The following is a 20,896-nucleotide window of genomic DNA, read 5'->3' as shown; positions in this document are numbered from 1 at the left end:
TTAGTTTAATACCTGCCAAGCATGTGCTTGGCAGGTATTTTTTTCAGTATATCAAAATAATGAGATCACGTTGATGCAAGTCTTTTCAAAATCCAGATTGACAAAAAGAAAGGGAGAAGACACATGGCACAGCTATATTTTAAGCATGGCGCAATGAATAGTGGTAAATCTATAGAAATTTTAAAAGTTGCGCATAACTATGAAGAACAACAAAAACCTGTAATGATGTTTACATCAGGATTAGATACGCGAGATGAGGTAGGCTTTATTTCAAGTCGAGTAGGCTTACGCCAACAAGCCATTCCTGTTAATGATGATACAAATATTTTTGAGCTAGTAAAAAACAATGCTGTAAAACCATATTGTGTACTTGTTGATGAAGTACAATTTTTAAACAAAGCTCATGTTTTGCAATTAGCAAATATTGTAGATCAGTTAGATATCCCAGTCATGGGCTTCGGACTAAAAAATGATTTCCAAAATGAGCTATTTGAAGGTAGTCAGTACATGCTTACATATGCAGATAAAATTGAGGAAATGAAAACAATTTGCTGGTTCTGTCATAAAAAAGCGACAATGAATTTGCGTGTTGATGAAAGTGGAAAACCTGTTTATACAGGTGATCAAATTCAAATTGGAGGGAATGATTCCTACTATCCAGTTTGTCGAAAGTGTCACGCACATCCACCACTATAACGCTACGAAAAAACAATGATTATTCTTGTTTTGCCTAGAAACTGGCTTAGTTGATAGAGCTAAGAAAAAGTAGCATACAAGTGAAATTTTCCTTATACTAAGTAGTGGAAATAAAGAATGTTCATAAACAACCATTACGCCCTGGCGTGATTTTTGATTTAGAGTTTCTCTTTTTAACTAAAGAGAGGAAACTTTATAACAGGCGTGTTGATTAGGAAAAAATAGGTTTATTATTGAGCGATAGAAGGATTTTTCGTTACTTTTTGCTAATATATTCCCATTTTTAACTGATTGTAGCGTAGGGATACTCGACTCCCACGGGAAAGCGAGTAGCCCGTAGCGGAAATCAGCGTATTCGATATTAATTCGAATGGATAAGAATGGTTAATCAACACACCTAACTTTATAAAAAACTAAATAGAGGTGAAATCCATGTTTGATCGATTACAAGCAGTGGAGGATCGTTACGAAAGACTAACAGAGCTTTTAAGTGATCCTGATATTGTGAATGACAATAAAAAATTACGTGAATATTCCAAGGAACAATCAGATATCCAGGAAACTGTAGATGCTTATCGTGAATATAAAAGTGTAAAAGAACAATTAGTTGATACACGTGAGATGCTAGATAGTGAAAAAGATCCTGATATGCACGAAATGGTAAAAGAAGAATTCAATATGCTGAAAGATCAGCAAGAAGAGTTAGAAGAACGTTTACGTATTCTATTAATTCCAAAAGATCCTAATGATAATAAAAACGTTATTATGGAGATTCGTGGTGCAGCTGGTGGAGACGAGGCGAATATTTTTGCTGGAGATTTGTTCCGTATGTACTCTCGTTATGCGGAGACACAAGGCTGGAAAATTGACATAATGGAAGCGACGCCAAACCCAATGGGCGGCTATAAAGAAGTTATTTTTATGATTAATGGTCAAGGTGCATATTCTAAATTCAAGTTTGAAAATGGTGCACACCGTGTACAACGTGTACCTGCAACGGAGTCTCAAGGGCGTATTCATACGTCGACATCGACAGTAGCCTGCTTACCTGAAGTGGAAGAAGTAGATGTTGAAATCCATGAGAAAGATATCCGTGTTGATACATTTGCATCTTCTGGTGCAGGTGGTCAATCGGTAAATACAACGATGTCAGCTGTGCGTATGACCCACTTGCCAACAGGTGTTGTTGTATCGATGCAGGATGAACGTTCGCAAATTAAAAACCGTGAAAAGGCGATGAAAATTCTACGTGCTCGTGTTGCTGATAAATATATGCAAGAAGCACAAAAAGAAATCGATGCCACACGTAAATCAGCTGTAGGTTCAGGCGATCGCTCTGAGCGTATTCGCACATACAATTATCCACAAAACCGTGTAACAGACCATCGTATTGGTTTAACGATTCAAAAGCTAGACCAAATCGTCGAAGGTAGACTTGACGAAATCATTGATGCACTCATTTTAGAAGAGCAAGCATCAAAGTTAGAGCGATTAAATGATGACCTATAATAATGTGATGGAGGCCCTTCAATGGGCTTCTTCTTTTTTAGTGGATCATGGTTGTGAGGAAACAGCGGCACGTATTGTCATGCAGCATGTACTTGGCACTAGCTATTCAGAAGTGATGCTGCACTTACAGGACGTATTAACGAATGAACAAAAAGATCAATTTAAAGACCTAATCGAAGAGCATGCGAGTGGACGACCTGTACAGTATTGCGTTGGCAGTGAAGAATTTTATGGTCGTTCATTTATTGTCGATGAGTCAGTGCTTATTCCTAGACCTGAGACAGAGGAATTAGTGCTTGGAACAATCAATCGCATGAAAAAAATGTTTCATCATAGCGCATTGAAGCTTGCAGATATCGGAACTGGTAGTGGTGCAATTGCCATTTCTATGAAGTTAGAATGTCCAGAGCTAACAGTCGTAGCCACTGATTTATCTGAAGCTGCTTTAACTACAGCACAAAACAATGCCCAAAGATTAGCGGCGGATATTGATTTCCGATTAGGCGATTTAACGGCTCCTCTTGTAGGTGAAAAATTCGATATTGTGTTATCTAATCCGCCTTATATTGCTTTTGATGAAGCGAAAGAGATGTCTAGTACTGTGCTAGAGCATGAACCACATAGTGCCCTTTTTGCAGAAGAGGACGGACTTATTTTATATAGAAAATTGGCTGAGCAGTTACCCGCCCTTATGAATAAACCGGCCCTCATTGGTCTTGAAATCGGTTATACACAAGGGGAGCAGGTGGCTCAATTCTTTAAAAATAGTTTTCCACAGGCTACAGTTTCGATAGAAAAAGATATTAATGGTAAGCCACGAATGATTTTTTGTGAAATTCATGTATAAAGTATCTACTTCTTGCCAACAATGTTGAGCAAGGAGGGATTTTTATGTTAAACGAATACAAGATTATTAGATTACCTAAACAAAATATTTTTCTAGCTTTTGCAAGACTAGTATTAGTTGCGATTGCTTTACAATTATGTATTTTATATATTCCATCATTAGTAGGTTTTGCGAAAGAAGCTACGGATGATGAGCAAGAAAATGATTTTCGTATACGCGTTATTGCCAACAGTAATACGACACAGGATCAGCTTGAAAAGGAGCAGCTTGTCAAAGATTTAAAGCCGTATTTTAAGCAAGTTGTAGCTAGTGCTGAAGCAGGAATTGTGGATAACGAGCAAATTATTTCATTAAGACAAGAAATCGAAGCAGAAATAAAAGAAAATTATCCACAACTTGATACACAGATTGTAATTGGGGATAACTTATTTCCACCAAAGAGACAGAATGCTGTGCTTTATCCACAAAATGTGTATCATTCTATTGTTGTGAAAATCGGCGATGCACGCGGTGATAACTGGTGGTGTAGCATATTCCCATCAGTTTGTGAGCCTGATAAAGAAGAACAAACAGAAGAAGAGGAAGAACAAGTTACATTCTTTATATGGGAATGGATTAAAGGTTTTTTTGAATGAATTGTGCACGAATTCAGATAACTTATACACAATTTTTGATAAGTTATAAACATTATGTGGATAATTCAGTAAAATCAAAAATTGAAGGAAGGTTTTAATCATGGAAACCGTTTGCAAGATTGTGGATAGTAATGTGAATAGTCAGACAAATTATGCACAGGCTGTGGATATCTTAAATGCGGGTGAGGTTGTGGCATTTCCAACAGAAACGGTTTATGGCTTAGGAGCTGTTGCTACAAATGACATAGCGGTAAAAAAGATATTTGAAGCAAAAGGTCGTCCTTCAGACAATCCACTAATTGTCCACATTGGCACGAAAGAGGAAGTTGAACTCTATATAGAACATATTTCTGAAGTAGCCAAAAAATGCATGGATTTATTTTGGCCAGGTCCACTGACACTTGTTATGCCTGTAAAGCCAAATGTACTGGCAAACAGTGTGACAGCTGAGCTAAAGACTGTCGGCATTCGCATGCCAGATCATCCAGTTGCACTCGCATTACTTCAACAATTAAAGAAGCCACTTGCTGCGCCGAGTGCGAATCGTAGTGGAAAGCCAAGTCCTACAGAAGCAATCCATGTTCAAGATGATTTGGAAGGGTACATACCTTATATTTTAGATGGAGGTTCTACTGGAATTGGATTAGAATCCACAGTGTTAGATGTGACACACGAACCTCCAGTTATTTTGCGTCCAGGTGGAATCACTAAGGAAATGCTAGAGGCTAAGATTGGTCCTGTTCTTCAGCCGACAAAAATAGAACAAAAACTAGAGGCTACTCCAAAAGCCCCTGGTATGAAATATACACACTATGCTCCAAACGCCCCTGTACGATTAATTGAATGCGAGTTGCAGAAAGTGAACGAGGCTGTACATCAATTACAAACACAAGGGCATAAAGTAGCACTACTTGCACCAGCTAGTTTTGTTAACATCGAGGCTGATTTTTATTTTTCGATAGGAGAAGCTGGTAGTAAAGAAGAAATGGGTGCGACATTGTACCATGCATTAAGAGCCTGCGATAAAACAGCAGCTACAATTATCTTAGCGACCACTACATCGACTGACGGGGTAGGGGCTGCAATTATGAATCGACTTGAAAAAGCTGCTGGCGGTAAATGGTATACTCCGTAAAAAAAGCAATCTTTCTATAATAAAGGTCCATCACCAAAAGTTGTGGATAACATTTGCGCCCTGTCGGAACGGAAATCAACCACACGTTAGGTGATGAGTCATAATAAATGAAAAAAAGTATGCTAGAAAGTTACTTCTGGCATGCTTTTTTTGTTATGAAGATAAAAATCTGCTTAGACGCTTGTTTTCACGCCATAGTGGTGGAAAGTGTAGCGAATTTTTACTATAACGGAAGATGGTTGCTAGTGTTGATGGGACTTTTAACACCTTGTTTCTAAGAAAAAAGGATTATGATAATACTGCATTTTCGAGCATAAAATGATAAAATATTAGGGAGTGAAGGAGTGCTTTCTTGCAGGGAATTCTTGCAGGTATTATAACGTCTGTAGATGTGATTGGTTTATATGTATTAATACCAAATGTTAGATATCGATTATTTTTATCAGTGTGGACAGCTGCTCTGCATATGCTTTTTCCATTAGTAGGCTTCGAAATAGGAAGTTATTTAGTTCGTTTCCTATTAGAATGGGGGCAATGGATTTCAAGTATTTTATTATTTTGTATTGGCTTACATATACTATTATTCTCACAGAAAGAAGAAAAAGTAACGATTTCACCAATACTTTTAGCTGTGACTGCAAGCCTAGACACCTTTTCAGTAAGTATATCTTTTGGTATGCTACATTTGGAGAAAACATTATTTATTATTAGTGCAGGTGTGAGTGCTCTTATTTGCTCTTATGGGTCATTAGTAATTGCACGTAGAAGTCAGGTCTTATTTGGGGATAAATTACAAAGAATTACAGGAATTATTTTAATCATTATGAGTTTTTTAGCTTTCTTGCAATAGAGAAAACAATGGAGGGTGATAAGTGTGAAAATACTATTTGTTTGTACCGGGAATACTTGTCGCAGTCCGATGGCAGAAGTTATTTTAAAACATAAACAAATTGGCCATATTGAAGTCCGTTCAGCAGGTATTTATGCCATGCCTAATGCTCAGATGTCGGCACATGCGCAACAAGTATTAAATGAAGCAAATATGACACATCAGCATTTAGCAACACAATTATCTATAACTGAAATGGAATGGGCTGATTTAATTTTAACAATGACAACTGCCCATAAAGATACAATCATCGCTAATTATCCTCATGCAGAACAAAAAGTTTTTACTTTAAAAGAGTATACAAGCGAAGGTAGCGCAGGAAATGTTGTAGATCCTTACGGTGGTAGTAAAGAAATTTATGAAATAACATTTGCAGAATTAAAAGAATTGGTAGAACGATTAGTAAAAAAACTTGAAGAGAATTGAGGAGCTCTATGAAAAAACAGTTTGGCTTACGACTTAAACTAGTATTATTTGTCAGTATTCTAGCACTAATCACATACAGTATCAGTTTTATATTTATCGAATATTTACAACCTACCTTCTTCCCAGAAAGCAATCGTAAACTGTTTGAAATTATTACGTACCTGTTAGGGATTACGTGGTCAGGTATTCTGGCTGCGGTTTTCTGTGTAATTTTAATTAAACCTTTACAGCAGCTTGAAAATTCTGCTTCCCGTGTAGCGGAAGGGAAAATTGGACAAGATGTAGAAATGCCGAAAACAAGTGATGAGATTCGCTCTGTTGCAGAGGCATTCCAGCAAATGGTGTTAAATTTACGACAAATGGTGGAAAGTATAGACCAGAACTTCCAACAAACAAATCAATCGATTATTCACCTATCTGATGAAGCGGCTGTTGCAACGAAAAAGGCAGAGCGTATTTCCTTTACGGTTAAGCAGATTTCAACAGGTGCAGAGGCTTCTGCTACAGCAGTACAAGACACAGCTGAAGCGATTGAAGATGTACGAGCTCTCGCTACAGAAGTGAATAGTAGAGCTGAGGCATCAGCAACGCAATCCAAAGAGATCCTACATAATTTAACGACAACTACTAAAGCAATCGAAACGTTAGTGAATAGTATTCAACAAATTGCGGCCGGCAACAATGAAGCATTAGAGAGCATTCGTTTATTAGAAGATAATGCTGGACAGGTAGAGCGCATCATTGGCTTAGTTGGCGATATTGCAGCACAAACAAATTTACTAGCTTTAAATGCTTCGATTGAGGCAGCGCGTGCTGGAGAACATGGAAAAGGCTTTGCTGTAGTAGCTGAAGAGGTTCGTAGCTTGGCTGATGAGAGTGCTAAAGCGGTGCAAGGTATTACGTCTCTTATTCAATCTATGCAAGGAAACGTTGGGGTTGTTGTAAAACAAATGAATCAGCAAGTGGCATTTGCGACAAAGGAAGCTGCACGTGTATCAGAAACGACGACAGCGGTAGAAGGCATGTCCTCAAGTGTACATGAAATGGCAAGTGCAATTGTGGAAATCTCTTCACTGATTGAACAACAAATGCATAATATTGAAACAACTGCGCGTCAATCTCAAGAAGTTGCAGCTATTGCTCAAGAAACGTCAGCGGGTGCACAAGAGGTCAGCAGTGCAACGGAAGAACAGGCATATGCCATTGAGCAAGTAGAGCAATTAGCAGAAAGCTTGAAAAAACAATCAGCAGAGCTATATAAAATGATTCAACAATTTGATAGACAAGCATAGCTGTCATTTTAGACTGTAGACAAACTCGGATGTTAACTGAGTTGGCTACAGTTTTTTTATATTTCATATTAAATCTAAAGCGACGGATAGTGGATGCAGAGCGGCGTATGGCAGAGCTAGGGCGACGGATAGAATCGAGGAAGTGACGGAAAGAAGAGCCAAAGTGACGGATAAAATCAGAGCGACGGAAAGAAGAGTCAAAACGACGGATAGAACCAAGGAAGTGACGGAAAGAAGAAGCCAAGCGACGGAAAGAAGAGTCCAAACGACGGATAGAACAGTCAAAGCGACGGAAAGAAGAGTCCAAACGACGGATAGTCAACGAAGCGACGGAAAGAAGAAGCCAAACGACGGATAGAACCAACGAAGCGACGGAAAGAAGAAGCCAAGCGACGGATAGCCAACGAAGCGACGGAAAGAAGAAGCCAAGCGACGGATAGCCAACGAAGCGACGGAAAGAAGAAGCCAAACGACGGATAGAACCGACGAAGCGACGGAAAGAAGAAGCCGAACGACGGATAGCCAACGAAGCGACGGAAAGAAGAAGCCAAACGACGGATAGAACCGACGAAGCGACGGAAAGAAGAAGCCGAACGACGGATAGCCAACGAAGCGACGGAAAGAAGAGTCAAAACGACGGATAGAACCAACAAAGCGACGGATAGAAGAAGCCAAGCGACGGATAGCCAACGAAGCGACGGAAAGAAGAAGCCAAACGACGGATAGAACCGACGAAGCGACGGAAAGAAGAAGCCGAACGACGGATAGCCAACGAAGCGACGGAAAGAAGAAGCCAAACGACGGATAGAACCGACGAAGCGACGGAAAGAAGAAGCCGAACGACGGATAGCCAACGAAGCGACGGAAAGAAGAGTCAAAACGACGGATAGAACCAACAAAGCGACGGAAAGAAGAAGCCAAGCGACGGATAGCCAACGAAGCGACGGAAAGAAGAGTCCAAACGACGGATAGAACCGACGAAGCGACGGAAAGAAGAAGCCAAGCGACGGATAGTCAACGAAGCGACGGAAAGAAGAGTCCAAACGACGGATAGAACAGTCAAAGCGACGGAAAGAAGAGTCCAAACGACGGATAGCCAACGAAGCGACGGAAAGAAGAAGCCAAGCGACGGATAGCCAACGAAGCGACGGAAAGAAGAGTCCAAACGACGGATAGAACCGACGAAGCGACGGAAAGAAGAAGCCGAACGACGGATAGCCAACGAAACGACGGAAAGAAGAGTCCAAACGACGGATAGAACCAAGGAAGTGACGGAAAGAAGAAGCCAAACGACGGATAGCCAACGAAGCGACGGAAAGAAGAGTCCAAACGACGGATAGTCAACGAAGCGACGAATAGCACCATCAAACCGAGGAAGCTTTATATTGTGCCGTACCCAACATTGGATGTAAAGTCACCCTGTATCACCAACCACTGGTAATACCTAGAAAAAATATTGTTATAGTATGTCCACTGTAATTGAAAAGGTAAAAAAACTTCAGAAGATGGAATATTACAACAAAATACTGTTATCCGAATTTATCAACATGATATTCACATTATCCACAATAAAACGAACATAAAAGTGAATGATTTTATAGTATATTACAAGAAACGTTCGTCTTTTAGGAGAAATCAGCATAAAAATGCAAGAAAAATCATGTTATTCTTGAGGGAGAAGTGGTACACTAGTGTTGACTATAATTTCGAAATGAGGGAACCCAGTGAGAATAGCAATTTCTTCTGATCACGGAGGCAATAATTTACGTCGTGAGATTATGCAACTGTTAGATGAGCTAAATATTAGCTACGAAGATTTTGGTCCACAATCTGCGGATTCAGTAGACTATCCTGATTATGCAAAACCAGTTTCTGAAGGTGTTGCTAGCGGGGAATTTGATAAAGGTATTTTAATTTGTGGCACAGGCATTGGTATGTCCATCGCTGCAAATAAAGTTAAAGGCATTCGTTGTGCTTTAGTGCATGATGTATTTAGTGCAAAGGCAACACGTTGCCACAATGATTCAAATGTTTTAGCGATGGGTGAGCGTGTAGTTGGGCCAGGCCTTGCACTAGAAATCGTTAAAGCATGGCTTGAAACAGATTTTGAAGGTGGTCGTCATACACGCCGCATAGAAAAAATCGCTGAGCTTGAGCAATAAGTAAAGCTATTACACATTTAAAAAGTTCCATGAGCTTTTTAAATGTAGGGTATAAATATTAATAAATTAAGGGGCTGAGCATCGTGGTTGTACAACAAATACGAACACATTTGACTCAGTTACTCAGTGAATTTGAAGAGCAGGTAACCTTACGACCAAATACAATTTTTGTCGTAGGCTGCTCAACATCTGAAGTGATTGGTCAGAAAATTGGCACAGCAGGAGCAATTGAAACAGCAGAGGCGATTTTCGAGCCGCTACAGGCATTTGCAAAGAAACATCAGCTGCATCTAGCGTTTCAAGGCTGTGAGCATATTAATCGTGCTATTACAATGGAAGCAACAACTGCAGAACAATTTGGCTATGAACCAGTAACAGTTGTACCAGTTCGTACTGCAGGTGGCTCGATGTCTGCTTATGCGTTTACACAATTTACAAATCCAATTGTTGTAGAAGCAGTGCAGGCGAATGCAGGCATTGACATTGGTCAAACACTCATTGGTATGCATTTAAAGGCAGTAGCTGTTCCAGTTCGTACTTCTGTGCGAATGGTAGGAGAAGCAGTTGTAACGATTGCAACAACACGTCCAAAGCTGATTGGCGGAGAACGTGCAGTATATAAATAAAATTACCTCTGAAATCAGTGGTATACAAATAATGATTATACTTAGGAGGCTTTTTCAAACATGGCATACGAAAAATTAGCAGTACAAGACAAAGCAGTATTAGATGGAATTCTTGCGGAAAAAAAACGTCAACAAGCAAATATCGAGTTAATCGCATCAGAAAACTTTGTATCTGAAGCAGTAATGGAAGCACAAGGTTCTGTTTTGACAAATAAATATGCTGAAGGTTATCCAGGTAAACGCTACTATGGCGGTTGTGAACACGTAGATGTTGTGGAAGATATTGCACGTGACCGTGTGAAAGAAATCTTTGGTGCAGAATACGCGAACGTTCAACCACACTCTGGTGCACAAGCGAACATGGCTGTATATCACACAATTTTAGAACCAGGTGATACAGTTCTTGGTATGAATCTTTCTCATGGCGGTCACTTAACACATGGATCTCCAGTAAACTTCTCGGGTGTTCTTTATAATTTCGTTGAATATGGCGTAACGAAAGATACACAAGTAATCGATTATGAAGATGTACGCCAAAAAGCATTAGAGAATAAACCAAAACTAATTGTTGCAGGTGCATCTGCATACCCACGTGAAATCGATTTTGCTAAATTCCGTGAAATCGCTGATGAAGTAGGCGCATATTTCATGGTGGATATGGCGCACATTGCAGGTCTTGTAGCTGCTGGAGAACATCAATCACCGGTACCATACGCTGATTTTGTCACTTCTACAACACACAAAACATTACGTGGTCCACGTGGTGGTTTAATCCTTGCTTCGAAAGAATGGGAGCAAAAGCTTAATAAATCTGTATTCCCAGGTATCCAAGGCGGACCATTAATGCACGTGATCGCTGCCAAAGCTGTAGCATTCGGTGAAACATTACAACCAGAATTCAAAGAATATGTAAAACAAATTAAAGCGAATGCAAAAGCTTTAGCAGAAGTGTTAATTGCAGAAGGTGTTGAAATTGTATCTGGTGGTACGGATAACCACTTGTTACTTCTTAATGTGAAATCTCTTGGTTTAACAGGTAAAGTGGCAGAACACGCACTTGATGAAGTAGGTATTACAACAAATAAAAATACAATTCCTTACGATACAGAATCTCCATTCGTAACTTCTGGTATCCGCATTGGTACACCAGCTGTCACATCTCGTGGCTTCAAAGAAGAGGACATGAAAGAAGTTGGTGCAATTATTGCAACAGTTCTTAAAAATCCGGAAGATGAAGCAGTCAAAGCTGAAGCGAAAGCTCGTGTCAAAGCATTAACTGACAATCATCCATTATACGCATAATTTAATATAAAAGGCTGTGGTTAAAGTGTAATATATCACCTTAACCACAGCCTTTTTCTTTATGAAAGGAAGTTAAAACTGTGAAAAGCATCTTTTCTGCTAACATAAAAATAAATTACTCTTATTTTTGAATTAATTTACATAAACTTAGTAGAAAAGGATATATTATAGTGGATTAAGGACAGGTAATGTCCTGATAAAGAAGAAATTTTCGGGAAAGTGACAATTTATCGAATTTTTTATGTACAATGTAAGAGAGATTTGAAGTGATAAAGGGAGGAGGGGTTGGATGGTTACTAAAACGAAGGTTATAGAAAATGAAGTGCTATTAAATACAATTCGTAGATTAGGTAATAATTCTAAGGAAAGGTATGTAATTTTTGATGCAACAAATAATCATTGCGTATTGGAATGTAATGATTCTTTTTGTGTGCTTACCAATACTACACGTCCGCAAATAATAAATACCGATTATTTTTCATTGCTGTCAAACGAAGAACAGATGACAACTATTGAAATGATTAAACAAAAAATACATAGCGGAGTTATGGTACAGGCTAAATTGCACCATAAATGCTTCGATAAACCTCCTTTTTTAGCAGAGATACAAGCACTGCCGTTTCAAAATAATAACAATGAAACATTATTTGTATTAGTACTTGTGAAGGATGTTACATATTATCACACCAAGGAATTTTTAATGCGCCTTGAGAAAGCAATGTATGAAGCGATTGAAAAGGACAATTCCTTTGATAAAAAAATGAGCATTATTTGCAGAGGCTTAGATGAATTTTTTAAGCCGAATATATCAAGTATGATTCTTGTCAAAACGGAAACAAATCAATTGCAAATTTTTAAAGGGGATCATAAAATAAAAGGTATTTCGGAGCGTTGTGAAAACAATGGATTTTATAAGGAAATCATGAAAGGGAAGACATCCATTCTAGTTAAAAGCCTGGATGAAATTGATATTCCGAAAGAACATAAAATGTTTGCCTGTTCTAATAAAAAGCAATTTGGATGGTTTATGCCCATACACAATCAACAACAGCAAGCAATTGGATTGTTTGCGATATTTTTAAAGCAACATCATAGTGATCAAGCGTTTTTTGAAAAAATGTTTCGAAAAATTGGGACACTTGTTGCATTGGCATACTCGTATGCAAAAACGCAGAAAAAGATATGGGATTTAGCCTATATCGATATTACAACGGGGTTACCCAATCGACATAGTTTTTTAAATAAGATAGAAAAAGAGAAAGAATACGGTCAAAATGGCAATATCAAAATCGTAAAGCCAAGTGAATTTCATCAAATCGTCGAGTTATATGGCCGTGAAGCGGGAGACGAGCTTTTAAGACAAATTGCGAAACGTCTAGATGAACAGAAGCATGAACATTACGAATATATTGCTAGATTTACTAGCACTAGTTTAATCATTTCAAATGCGACATCCAATGAGGATTTCTTAACTTATGAAAGGCGTATAAAAGAGATCATTCGTCAGCCTTTTATAATAGGAGGAAAGCAAATTTATATTACATTGAAAACTGGAATCGCTTCTTATAATGAAGAGATACAAATTACTGATGCGATACGCTTTGCAGATAATGCTGTATCCTTTGCAGCGAATAAACCGGGCACTCATATGGAAATATTCACGCAAGAAAGAAATGATGTGCTTGAGGAGCAAATGATGGTGTTGAATCATTTGTCAGAAGCATTGAAAAATAAAGAAATCACTGTGAACTTACAACCTAAAGTGGATTTGCGAACAGGTGACATTCAAAGTCTCGAAGCGCTTGCCCGCTGGATATCACCGAAACTGGGCTTTGTATCTCCGACGATTTTTATTCCAGTGGCGGAAAGTGCAGGGAAGGTTCGAGAAATCGATATTCAAATATTAGAGCTTGTTCTTGCATGGTTAGCTGAACGCAAAAGTTTAGGAAAGAAACTAGTAAAGGTCGCAGTGAATATTTCACCGGATCATTTTTATTATGAACATTTTGTACAGGATACAGTACAGCTAGTTCAGAAATATAATATCGATCCGCAATATATCATATTAGAAGTAACTGAAAATATTGGTCTCGTTGATTTTCAAACAGCTTTTGCGATTATTCAGGAATTAAAGAGCTACGGCTTTAAAACTTCAGTGGACGACTTTGGGACGGGCTTTTCATCCTTAAGTTATTTACAAAGACTGCCGTTTACGGAATTGAAAATAGATCGAAGCTTTATTAATGCTATTAGTGATGCTGCGACGCTCGCTATTGTCCAATCTATTATTCAATTAGCGTTAAATCTAGGAATGACTTCAGTGGCAGAAGGCATTGAAAATAAAGAACAGGCTGAGATTTTACGTACACTCGGCTGTACAGTCGGACAGGGATATTTCTATTACAAACCGATGACAATAGAACAGTTAGATGCAGTACTTGATAAATAATCGCTCTTATATGTAGTAAACATTCTTGAAAAGGAGTTGTCCCAAATTTATTTTTGAGACGACTCCTATTTTCTGTTATACTAGGTGAGATAAAAATGAAATCCGAACGGTTAGGAGCGATTCCCTTTGAGCAAAGTATACGTATTTGATCATCCACTAATCCAACACAAGTTAACTTATATTCGAGATAAGAATACAGGGACAAAAGAATTCCGTGAACTAGTAGACGAAGTTGCAACTTTAATGGCATTCGAAATTACACGCGATATGCCAGTAGAGGAAATTGAAGTTGAAACACCTGTTACAGTTGCTAAAACAAAAGTACTGTCTGGTAAAAAACTTGCGATTGTACCGATTTTACGTGCAGGTATCGGCATGGTAGATGGCGTATTAAAGCTAATTCCAGCTGCAAAAGTTGGACATATCGGTCTTTATCGTGATCCAGAAACATTAAAACCTGTAGAGTACTATGCAAAACTTCCTGCAGATGTAGAAGAACGTGATTTCATCATTGTAGACCCAATGCTTGCAACGGGTGGATCAGCAGTGGAAGCGATCAACTCACTGAAAAAACGTGGTGCGAAAAGCATTAAATTCATGTGCTTAATCGCTGCGCCAGAGGGTGTAAAAGTCATTCAAGATGAACATCCAGATGTAGATATTTATATTGCTGCACTTGATGAAAAATTAGATGACCACGGCTATATTGTACCTGGTTTAGGTGATGCAGGAGATCGTCTATTCGGTACGAAATAATACTGAGTAAATTGCAACGGTAATAACAAGGTTCACTACTGAAATTTAGGGATGACATTTTGTTAAAATGTATGTCATGTTGATAAGTTGATTGGAGTGGAGACTGGACGCCCCCAGGAAAGCGCCCAGTCGGAACGGAAATCAACCCCACGTTATGGTGATGAACTAATTGAGTATGTAATTTTTAGGCAACTTAAAACTTTTGAAAGCGTCCTTTAATATTGAAGGACGTTTCCTAGTATGTTTAGGCGATACTTCTTGAAGTCTGATGCTTGCATCTGGAGCAGTTCAATAGAAGTAAAGCACTTTTCATATAATATAATAAAGGACGGTGCAAATCGTTTTGATGAAAAAATGGAAAGTAATGACGATTTTCGGTACGAGACCAGAAGCTATTAAAATGGCTCCGCTTGTATTGGAATTACAAAAGCATCCTGAGCAAATAGAATCGATTGTTACGGTAACAGCCCAACATCGCCAAATGCTCGATCAAGTATTAGAAACATTTAAAATCACACCAGACTACGATTTAAATATTATGAAAGATCGTCAAACATTAATTGACGTGACAACGAATGCGTTACAAGGCTTAGACAAAGTCATGAAAGAAGCAAAGCCAGATATTGTTTTAGTACATGGCGATACAGCAACAACTTTCATTGCAAGCTTAGCTGCATTTTATAACCAAATTGCTATCGGACATGTAGAAGCGGGTCTTCGTACATGGAATAAGTATTCACCATACCCAGAGGAAATGAACCGCCAGTTAACAGGTGTCATGGCTGACCTTCATTTCGCTCCGACAGAAGTGTCAAAGAAAAATCTTTTAGATGAAAATAAAAACCCTGAAACTATTTTTGTGACGGGTAATACAGCTATCGACGCATTAGCTACTACAGTAAGTGAACATTATTCACATCCTGTCCTAGAAAAAATAGGCTCAGACCGTATGATTTTATTGACAGCGCATCGCCGTGAAAACCTAGGTGAACCAATGCGTCATATGTTCCGTGCAATTACTAGAATATTAGCAGAGCATGAGGATGTACAAGTTGTTTATCCAGTGCATATGAACCCAGCTGTACGAGAAATTGCTAATGAAATTTTAGGAGATCACAAGCGTGTACATTTAATCGAACCTCTTGAAGTCTTTGATTTCCATAACTTTGCGGCAAATTCCTATATGATTTTAACTGACTCTGGTGGCGTTCAAGAAGAAGCTCCTTCGTTAGGTAAACCAGTTCTAGTACTGAGAGACACAACGGAGCGTCCAGAAGGTATCGCAGCAGGGACATTAAAGTTAGCCGGAACGGAAGAAGAAACAATCTATTCTTTAGCAAAACAATTAATAGAAGATACAAATGCCTACGAAGCAATGGCGAAAGCATCAAATCCTTATGGAGATGGACATGCTTCAGAGCGTATTGTAAAGACTCTTCTAGAATTTTTACTAAAAGTCAAGTAATCTACTATGTTTGAAACTAAAAAATAAGTCTAATGTACCTGTTTTGACGGGTAAGCTAATTTACGAGCATAAACGTGTCGTAAATTAGCTTTTTTTTGCATAATTGTGAAGTCTAATTTAGAAACTATGAAATTTCATACACAAATTTGTCAACAATTTGACAAGAATATAGTGGCTGTGAAGTTTTTCTCCTTTACTAATTGACTTCAAATATCTCCTATTGTATGCTTACAAAGGGTAATAATGATAAGGGTTTCTAGTCGTTAATAGACGTTGAAACACTTGTTATATCAAGTTTCTACTAAATTGACAGTTAAAACAATACTGTCGATTTGCAACGTTTTGTGCGTTTCGGGGTGTAAGACATTTTTTTGAATTTACACCTGTAATTTCAAAATGACTCTCCCGTTACTATTCCGCTGTGAGTAGTGTTTTTCACTGCTCTTTTCTGATTTCACATAGTGGTCAGCAAACGTTTTCTTTACTCGAAAAAATGATTCAGGAGATTATAAACCAATGCTAGATTTGCATCACATTTTTGCTGTGCAGAAGAGAGCGTTATTTTTTTTGCTCGGACTCTGTGCATTAGGTTGGGGGTTTACGCCCTATCAGACGGTTTTTGCGGGCATCGCAATCGGTGCATTATTTGGTACGTATAATTTTTGGATTTTAGTTCGCCGTATGGAGAAGTTTGATCGATCCATTAGTGAAGGGAAGAAAATAGGCTCGCTTGGTTCAGCACTTCGTTTTGGATCAGGTGTAGCGGCAGTCGCTCTAGCAATTTCGTTGCCAAACTATTTTCACTTAATTAGCACGGTCATAGGGCTAATGATTCCGTACGTTTTTCTCTTTGTCGAGAGAATTGTGTCACAAGTAAGGAACCACTAATGTGCTTTAAATTAGAAAGAGAGGTGAAAAATAACAATGACTCATGAAGCTCCATTAAAAACAGTTGATTTTGGTCTGTTTTCACTAACATTCAACCTCTCAACTGTTATGATGTTACTAGTTGCTGCTGTAATCGTTTTCTTAATCGCGGTTATCTCAACTAGAAACTTAAAGTTAAAACCTACTGGTATGCAAAACTTTATGGAATGGATTATGGATTTCGTAAAGAACATCATCAAAAGCAACATGGACTGGAAAACAGGTGGGCGATTCCACATTTTAGGTATCACACTTATTATGTTTATCGCTGTATCTAACTTATTAGGTCTTCCATTCTCGATTGCCTATGACCACACACTTTGGTGGAAATCACCTACAGCTGACCCAACTGTTACGATGACGCTTGCAGCAATGATTTTAGTTCTAACTCAATACTATGGTATTAAAATGAAGGGTACAGGTCATTATGTTGGTACATTCTTTAAACCAATGTCATTCATGTTCCCATTAAAAATCGTAGAAGAGTTTGCAAACACTTTAACATTAGGTCTTCGTCTTTACGGTAACATTTATGCGGGTGAGATTTTACTAGGCTTACTTGCAGGTTTAGCGTCAACAGGTGTTATGGGATTCGTCGGGGCAATTATTCCTACGATGGCATGGCAAGGTTTCTCTATGTTTATCGGCTTTATCCAAGCCTTTATCTTCACAATGTTAACAATGGTTTACATGGCTCATAAAGTGAGCGATGACCATTAATATAAAGCATACACTTTATGCTTGAACCAAAAAAAAACAAACAATTCCAAGGAGGAAATTTTCAAATGACAGGTTCATTAGGTTTATTAGCAGCAGCAATCGCAATCGGTTTAGGTGCACTTGGTGCAGGTATCGGTAACGGTCTTATCGTATCAAAAACAGTAGAAGGTATCGCTCGCCAACCAGAAGCTCGTGGCGTTCTTCAAACTACAATGTTCATCGGGGTTGCATTAGTTGAAGCCCTACCGATCATCGCAGTAGTAGTAGCATTCATCGTAATGAACAAATAATTCAGTTGTACACTGAATTTGACTAGTGGCGAAGCAGGATTCTCAGATGAAACTTCGCCCTTCATTTTGGAACTGATAAAAGCTATGTGTAAATATAGCTTTTTAAAATAGGTAGTTTTCAAGTATTTAAATTATTATGTTGAAGTCATAGCTCTTGAAGGGAGTGAAACAATCGTGTTTTTAGATTATCTTGTACTAGGTGCCGGCACTGGTTTTAATGGCGGGGACATCGTCTCAACATTAGTTATTTTCTTATTGTTAATGATGTTACTTAAAAAGTTCGCTTGGGGTCCACTTATGGGCATCATGCAACAACGTGAAGAATTAGTAGCAAGTGAAATCGAAGCAGCTGAAAAAGCGCGCAAAGATTCGCACCAATTTTTAGAAGAACAAAAGAGCCTTCTTAAAGAAGCTCGTACGGAAGCACAATCGATTGTTGAAGGCGCTAAGAAGCAAGGCGAAGTGCAAAAAGAAGAAATTCTTACTGCAGCACGCAATGAAGCAAACCGCTTAAAAGAATCGGCTTTACGTGAAATTGAGTCTGAAAAAGAAAAAGCTATTGCAGCTGTACGTGATGAAGTCGTTTCATTATCTGTACTTGCAGCATCTAAAGTCCTTAGCAAAGAGATTTCTGAGGCAGACAACCGTGCTCTAATTGAAGAGACGATTGCGAAGGCAGGGGAAGCTCGATGAGTAATTCAACTGTAGCAAAACGTTACGCTCAAGCGCTTTTTGAATTAGCGCAACAAAAAAACATTCTTGCTGAAGTTGGAGCAGACTTAAACGAACTAACAAAGGTTGTTACAGAATCTCCTGATTTTTTAACACTTTTAAATGCGCCTAAGTTCTCTATCGAACGCAAGAAACAAATAATAGCTGAAATCTTTGCTGGTGCAACTCCAGAAGTTTTACACACAGTTCAACTACTTGTTGAGAAAAAACGTGTAAACGAAGTGAAGCTAATCGCAACAGCATATGCTGAACTTGCTGCACAATCACAAGGTACTGCAGATGCAACAGTATTCTCAACTCGTGCACTTTCTACTGAAGAAAGCGCTAATATTTCGGCAGCTTTTTCGAAACTTGTTGGGAAACAATCATTAAACATTACAAACGAAATCGATCCATCTTTACTTGGTGGGATTCGTGTTCAAATCGGTAACCATATTTATGATAGCTCAGTAGCGAACAAGCTTGAGCGTCTAAAACGTGAATTAATCGGTTAATAATTTAGAAATGTGAGAGGTGACATACATGGGCATCAAGGCTGAAGAAATCAGCAGTCTGATTAAACAACAGATTGAGAATTATGAATCTGAACTTAAAGTAAGCGAAGTTGGTACAGTTATCCGTATTGGTGACGGTATCGCTCTTGCTCATGGCCTCGACAACGTCATGGCTGGAGAGCTTTTAGAGTTCTCTAACGGTGTTATGGGTATGGCTCAAAACCTAGAAGAAGGTAACGTTGGTATCGTAATCTTAGGTCCATACGCAGACATCAAAGAAGGCGATGAAGTTCGTCGTACAGGTCGTATCATGGAAGTACCAGTTGGTGAAGAACTAATTGGTCGTGTTGTAAACCCACTTGGTCAACCAGTGGATGGACAAGGTCCTATCAACACAACAAAATCTCGTCCAATCGAAAGTCCAGCTTTCGGTGTAATGGCTCGTAAATCAGTACACGAACCACTACAAACTGGTATCAAAGCGATTGACGCTTTAGTACCAATCGGTCGTGGTCAACGTGAGTTAATCATCGGTGACCGTCAAACTGGTAAAACATCAGTAGCAATCGATGCAATTCTTAACCAAAATGACCAAAACATGATTTGTATCTATGTTGCAATCGGTCAAAAAGAATCTACTGTACGTGGTGTAGTAGAAACTCTTCGTAAAAATGGCGCTTTAGATTACACAATCGTTGTGACAGCTTCTGCTTCTCAACCAGCTCCATTATTATTCTTAGCACCATTAGCTGGTGTATCTATGGCAGAAGAATTCATGTTACAAGGTAAACACGTTTTAATCGTGTATGATGATCTTTCTAAACAAGCATCAGCTTACCGTGAACTTTCACTTCTTCTTCGCCGTCCTCCAGGTCGTGAAGCTTACCCTGGTGACGTATTCTACTTACACAGCCGCTTACTTGAACGTGCTGCGAAGTTAAATGAAACATATCAAAATGGTTCAATTACAGCTCTTCCATTCGTTGAGACACAAGCTGGGGATATCTCTGCATACATCCCAACTAACGTAATCTCAATTACTGATGGACAAATTTTCTTACAATCTGACTTATTCAACTCAGGTGTACGTCCAGCGATTAACGCCGGTCTTTCTGTATCACGTGTAGGTGGATCTGCTCAAATTAAAGCGATGAAAAAAGTTGCGGGTACACTACGTCTTGACTTAGCTGCATTCCGTGAACTTGAATCATTTGCTCAATTCGGTTCTGATTTAGATAAAATCACACTTGGTAAACTTGAACGTGGTAAACGTACGGTTGAAGTTCTTAAACAAGACCTAAACAAACCACTTAAAGTTGAAAAGCAAGTTGCGATCCTTTATGCATTAACTAAAGGTCACTTAGATGATATTCCAGTACAAGATATCGTTCGCTTTGAAGGTGAATTCTTAAGCTGGTTAGATACAAACCACACAAACGTTTTAGATCATGTTCGTACTACAAAAGAGCTTGCTCCTGATGCTGATTACGTAGCAGCTTTAACAGAGTTCAAAAAAACTTTCGCTAAATCAGAATAAGTTCGAG

Annotated in this window: 23 protein-coding genes; 20 read left to right on the top strand and 3 right to left on the bottom strand. The window is 38.6% G+C overall.

Annotated features, from left to right (window positions below):
• The first annotated feature begins 123 nt into the window (after nt 1-123).
• The 8 genes from ACB089_RS21840 (at nt 124) to ACB089_RS21805 (ending at nt 7,429) form a co-directional block, all read left to right on the top strand.
• Nucleotides 124-696 carry a thymidine kinase gene (locus ACB089_RS21840; RefSeq protein ID WP_374963902.1) on the top strand — a complete coding sequence of 191 codons (573 nt, stop codon included), beginning with the start codon at nt 124-126 and terminating at the stop codon, nt 694-696.
• A 432-nt stretch (nt 697-1,128) separates the two neighbouring features.
• The gene (gene prfA / locus ACB089_RS21835) at nt 1,129-2,205 is read left to right on the top strand and encodes a peptide chain release factor 1 (protein ID WP_068986671.1); all 1,077 of its coding nucleotides are present in this window, start codon (nt 1,129-1,131) and stop codon (nt 2,203-2,205) included.
• On the top strand, nt 2,192-3,052 hold the full coding sequence (gene prmC, locus ACB089_RS21830; RefSeq protein ID WP_374963901.1) for a peptide chain release factor N(5)-glutamine methyltransferase: 861 nt from the start codon (nt 2,192-2,194) through the stop codon (nt 3,050-3,052). The genes prfA and prmC overlap by 14 nt, the downstream gene beginning before the upstream one ends.
• Before the next feature lie 44 nt (nt 3,053-3,096).
• Nucleotides 3,097-3,687 carry a stage II sporulation protein R gene (locus ACB089_RS21825; protein WP_374963900.1) on the top strand — a complete coding sequence of 197 codons (591 nt, stop codon included), beginning with the start codon at nt 3,097-3,099 and terminating at the stop codon, nt 3,685-3,687.
• Between the two features lie 100 nt (nt 3,688-3,787).
• Nucleotides 3,788-4,822 carry an L-threonylcarbamoyladenylate synthase gene (locus ACB089_RS21820; RefSeq protein WP_374963899.1) on the top strand — a complete coding sequence of 345 codons (1,035 nt, stop codon included), beginning with the start codon at nt 3,788-3,790 and terminating at the stop codon, nt 4,820-4,822.
• A gap of 352 nt (nt 4,823-5,174) precedes the next feature.
• Nucleotides 5,175-5,672: a manganese efflux pump MntP family protein gene (locus tag ACB089_RS21815; protein ID WP_374963898.1), complete on the top strand. Its 498-nt coding sequence runs from the start codon at nt 5,175-5,177 to the stop codon at nt 5,670-5,672.
• 24 nt (nt 5,673-5,696) lie between these two features.
• Complete coding sequence (locus tag ACB089_RS21810; RefSeq protein WP_374963897.1) at nt 5,697-6,137, top strand: low molecular weight protein arginine phosphatase; 441 nt, start codon at nt 5,697-5,699, stop codon at nt 6,135-6,137.
• Between the two features lie 8 nt (nt 6,138-6,145).
• Nucleotides 6,146-7,429 carry a methyl-accepting chemotaxis protein gene (locus tag ACB089_RS21805; RefSeq protein ID WP_374963896.1) on the top strand — a complete coding sequence of 428 codons (1,284 nt, stop codon included), beginning with the start codon at nt 6,146-6,148 and terminating at the stop codon, nt 7,427-7,429.
• Nucleotides 7,430-7,747: 318 nt separating this feature from the next.
• Here ACB089_RS21805 and ACB089_RS21800 read toward each other — a convergent pair whose 3' ends face one another.
• The 3 genes from ACB089_RS21800 to ACB089_RS21790 are packed head-to-tail and all read right to left on the bottom strand — an operon-like array spanning nt 7,748 to nt 8,773.
• Nucleotides 7,748-8,365: a hypothetical protein gene (locus ACB089_RS21800; protein WP_374963895.1), complete on the bottom strand. Its 618-nt coding sequence runs from the start codon at nt 8,363-8,365 to the stop codon at nt 7,748-7,750.
• A complete protein-coding gene (locus tag ACB089_RS21795; RefSeq protein ID WP_374963894.1) occupies nt 8,304-8,594 on the bottom strand; it encodes a hypothetical protein in 291 nt (96 codons plus the stop codon). Before ACB089_RS21795 ends, ACB089_RS21800 begins: the two co-directional genes overlap by 62 nt.
• Nucleotides 8,489-8,773 (bottom strand): hypothetical protein, encoded by a 285-nt coding sequence (locus ACB089_RS21790; RefSeq protein WP_374963893.1) that lies wholly within the window; start codon nt 8,771-8,773, stop codon nt 8,489-8,491. Before ACB089_RS21790 ends, ACB089_RS21795 begins: the two co-directional genes overlap by 106 nt.
• A gap of 380 nt (nt 8,774-9,153) precedes the next feature.
• Between ACB089_RS21790 and rpiB the strand changes: the two genes are divergently transcribed.
• The 12 genes from rpiB (at nt 9,154) to atpA (ending at nt 20,889) form a co-directional block, all read left to right on the top strand.
• Nucleotides 9,154-9,591, top strand: coding sequence for a ribose 5-phosphate isomerase B (gene rpiB / locus ACB089_RS21785; RefSeq protein WP_374963892.1), 438 nt, complete (start codon nt 9,154-9,156; stop codon nt 9,589-9,591).
• A gap of 83 nt (nt 9,592-9,674) precedes the next feature.
• Nucleotides 9,675-10,217, top strand: a complete 543-nt coding sequence (locus tag ACB089_RS21780; RefSeq protein ID WP_368636171.1) for a TIGR01440 family protein — start codon at nt 9,675-9,677, stop codon at nt 10,215-10,217.
• A gap of 60 nt (nt 10,218-10,277) precedes the next feature.
• Nucleotides 10,278-11,519 carry a serine hydroxymethyltransferase gene (gene glyA / locus ACB089_RS21775; RefSeq protein WP_374963891.1) on the top strand — a complete coding sequence of 414 codons (1,242 nt, stop codon included), beginning with the start codon at nt 10,278-10,280 and terminating at the stop codon, nt 11,517-11,519.
• A gap of 289 nt (nt 11,520-11,808) precedes the next feature.
• Complete coding sequence (locus ACB089_RS21770; RefSeq protein WP_374963890.1) at nt 11,809-13,968, top strand: EAL domain-containing protein; 2,160 nt, start codon at nt 11,809-11,811, stop codon at nt 13,966-13,968.
• A gap of 126 nt (nt 13,969-14,094) precedes the next feature.
• On the top strand, nt 14,095-14,724 hold the full coding sequence (upp, locus tag ACB089_RS21765; protein WP_068986233.1) for a uracil phosphoribosyltransferase: 630 nt from the start codon (nt 14,095-14,097) through the stop codon (nt 14,722-14,724).
• A 343-nt stretch (nt 14,725-15,067) separates the two neighbouring features.
• Complete coding sequence (wecB, locus tag ACB089_RS21760; protein ID WP_374963889.1) at nt 15,068-16,189, top strand: non-hydrolyzing UDP-N-acetylglucosamine 2-epimerase; 1,122 nt, start codon at nt 15,068-15,070, stop codon at nt 16,187-16,189.
• A gap of 516 nt (nt 16,190-16,705) precedes the next feature.
• Nucleotides 16,706-17,077 (top strand): ATP synthase subunit I, encoded by a 372-nt coding sequence (locus ACB089_RS21755; RefSeq protein ID WP_368636175.1) that lies wholly within the window; start codon nt 16,706-16,708, stop codon nt 17,075-17,077.
• A 36-nt stretch (nt 17,078-17,113) separates the two neighbouring features.
• Nucleotides 17,114-17,836: a F0F1 ATP synthase subunit A gene (atpB, locus tag ACB089_RS21750; protein WP_374963888.1), complete on the top strand. Its 723-nt coding sequence runs from the start codon at nt 17,114-17,116 to the stop codon at nt 17,834-17,836.
• A 65-nt stretch (nt 17,837-17,901) separates the two neighbouring features.
• Entirely contained in the window at nt 17,902-18,126 is a 225-nt protein-coding gene (atpE, locus tag ACB089_RS21745; protein ID WP_004269474.1) for a F0F1 ATP synthase subunit C, read from the top strand.
• A gap of 174 nt (nt 18,127-18,300) precedes the next feature.
• A complete protein-coding gene (atpF, locus tag ACB089_RS21740) occupies nt 18,301-18,819 on the top strand; it encodes a F0F1 ATP synthase subunit B (protein WP_368636177.1) in 519 nt (172 codons plus the stop codon).
• Complete coding sequence (locus tag ACB089_RS21735; RefSeq protein WP_374963887.1) at nt 18,816-19,352, top strand: F0F1 ATP synthase subunit delta; 537 nt, start codon at nt 18,816-18,818, stop codon at nt 19,350-19,352. Before atpF ends, ACB089_RS21735 begins: the two co-directional genes overlap by 4 nt.
• Nucleotides 19,353-19,380: 28 nt before the next feature.
• Nucleotides 19,381-20,889 carry a F0F1 ATP synthase subunit alpha gene (gene atpA / locus ACB089_RS21730; protein WP_368636179.1) on the top strand — a complete coding sequence of 503 codons (1,509 nt, stop codon included), beginning with the start codon at nt 19,381-19,383 and terminating at the stop codon, nt 20,887-20,889.
• Nucleotides 20,890-20,896: the final 7 nt, after the last annotated feature.

Origin of the sequence: Lysinibacillus sp. RS10 (assembly GCF_041956855.1) — a bacterium.
In the GTDB taxonomy this organism is placed as follows: domain Bacteria; phylum Bacillota; class Bacilli; order Bacillales_A; family Planococcaceae; genus Lysinibacillus; species Lysinibacillus xylanilyticus_A.
The sequence above is the reverse complement of the archived record's forward strand: the minus strand, read 5'-3'. Positions and strand labels throughout refer to the sequence as shown.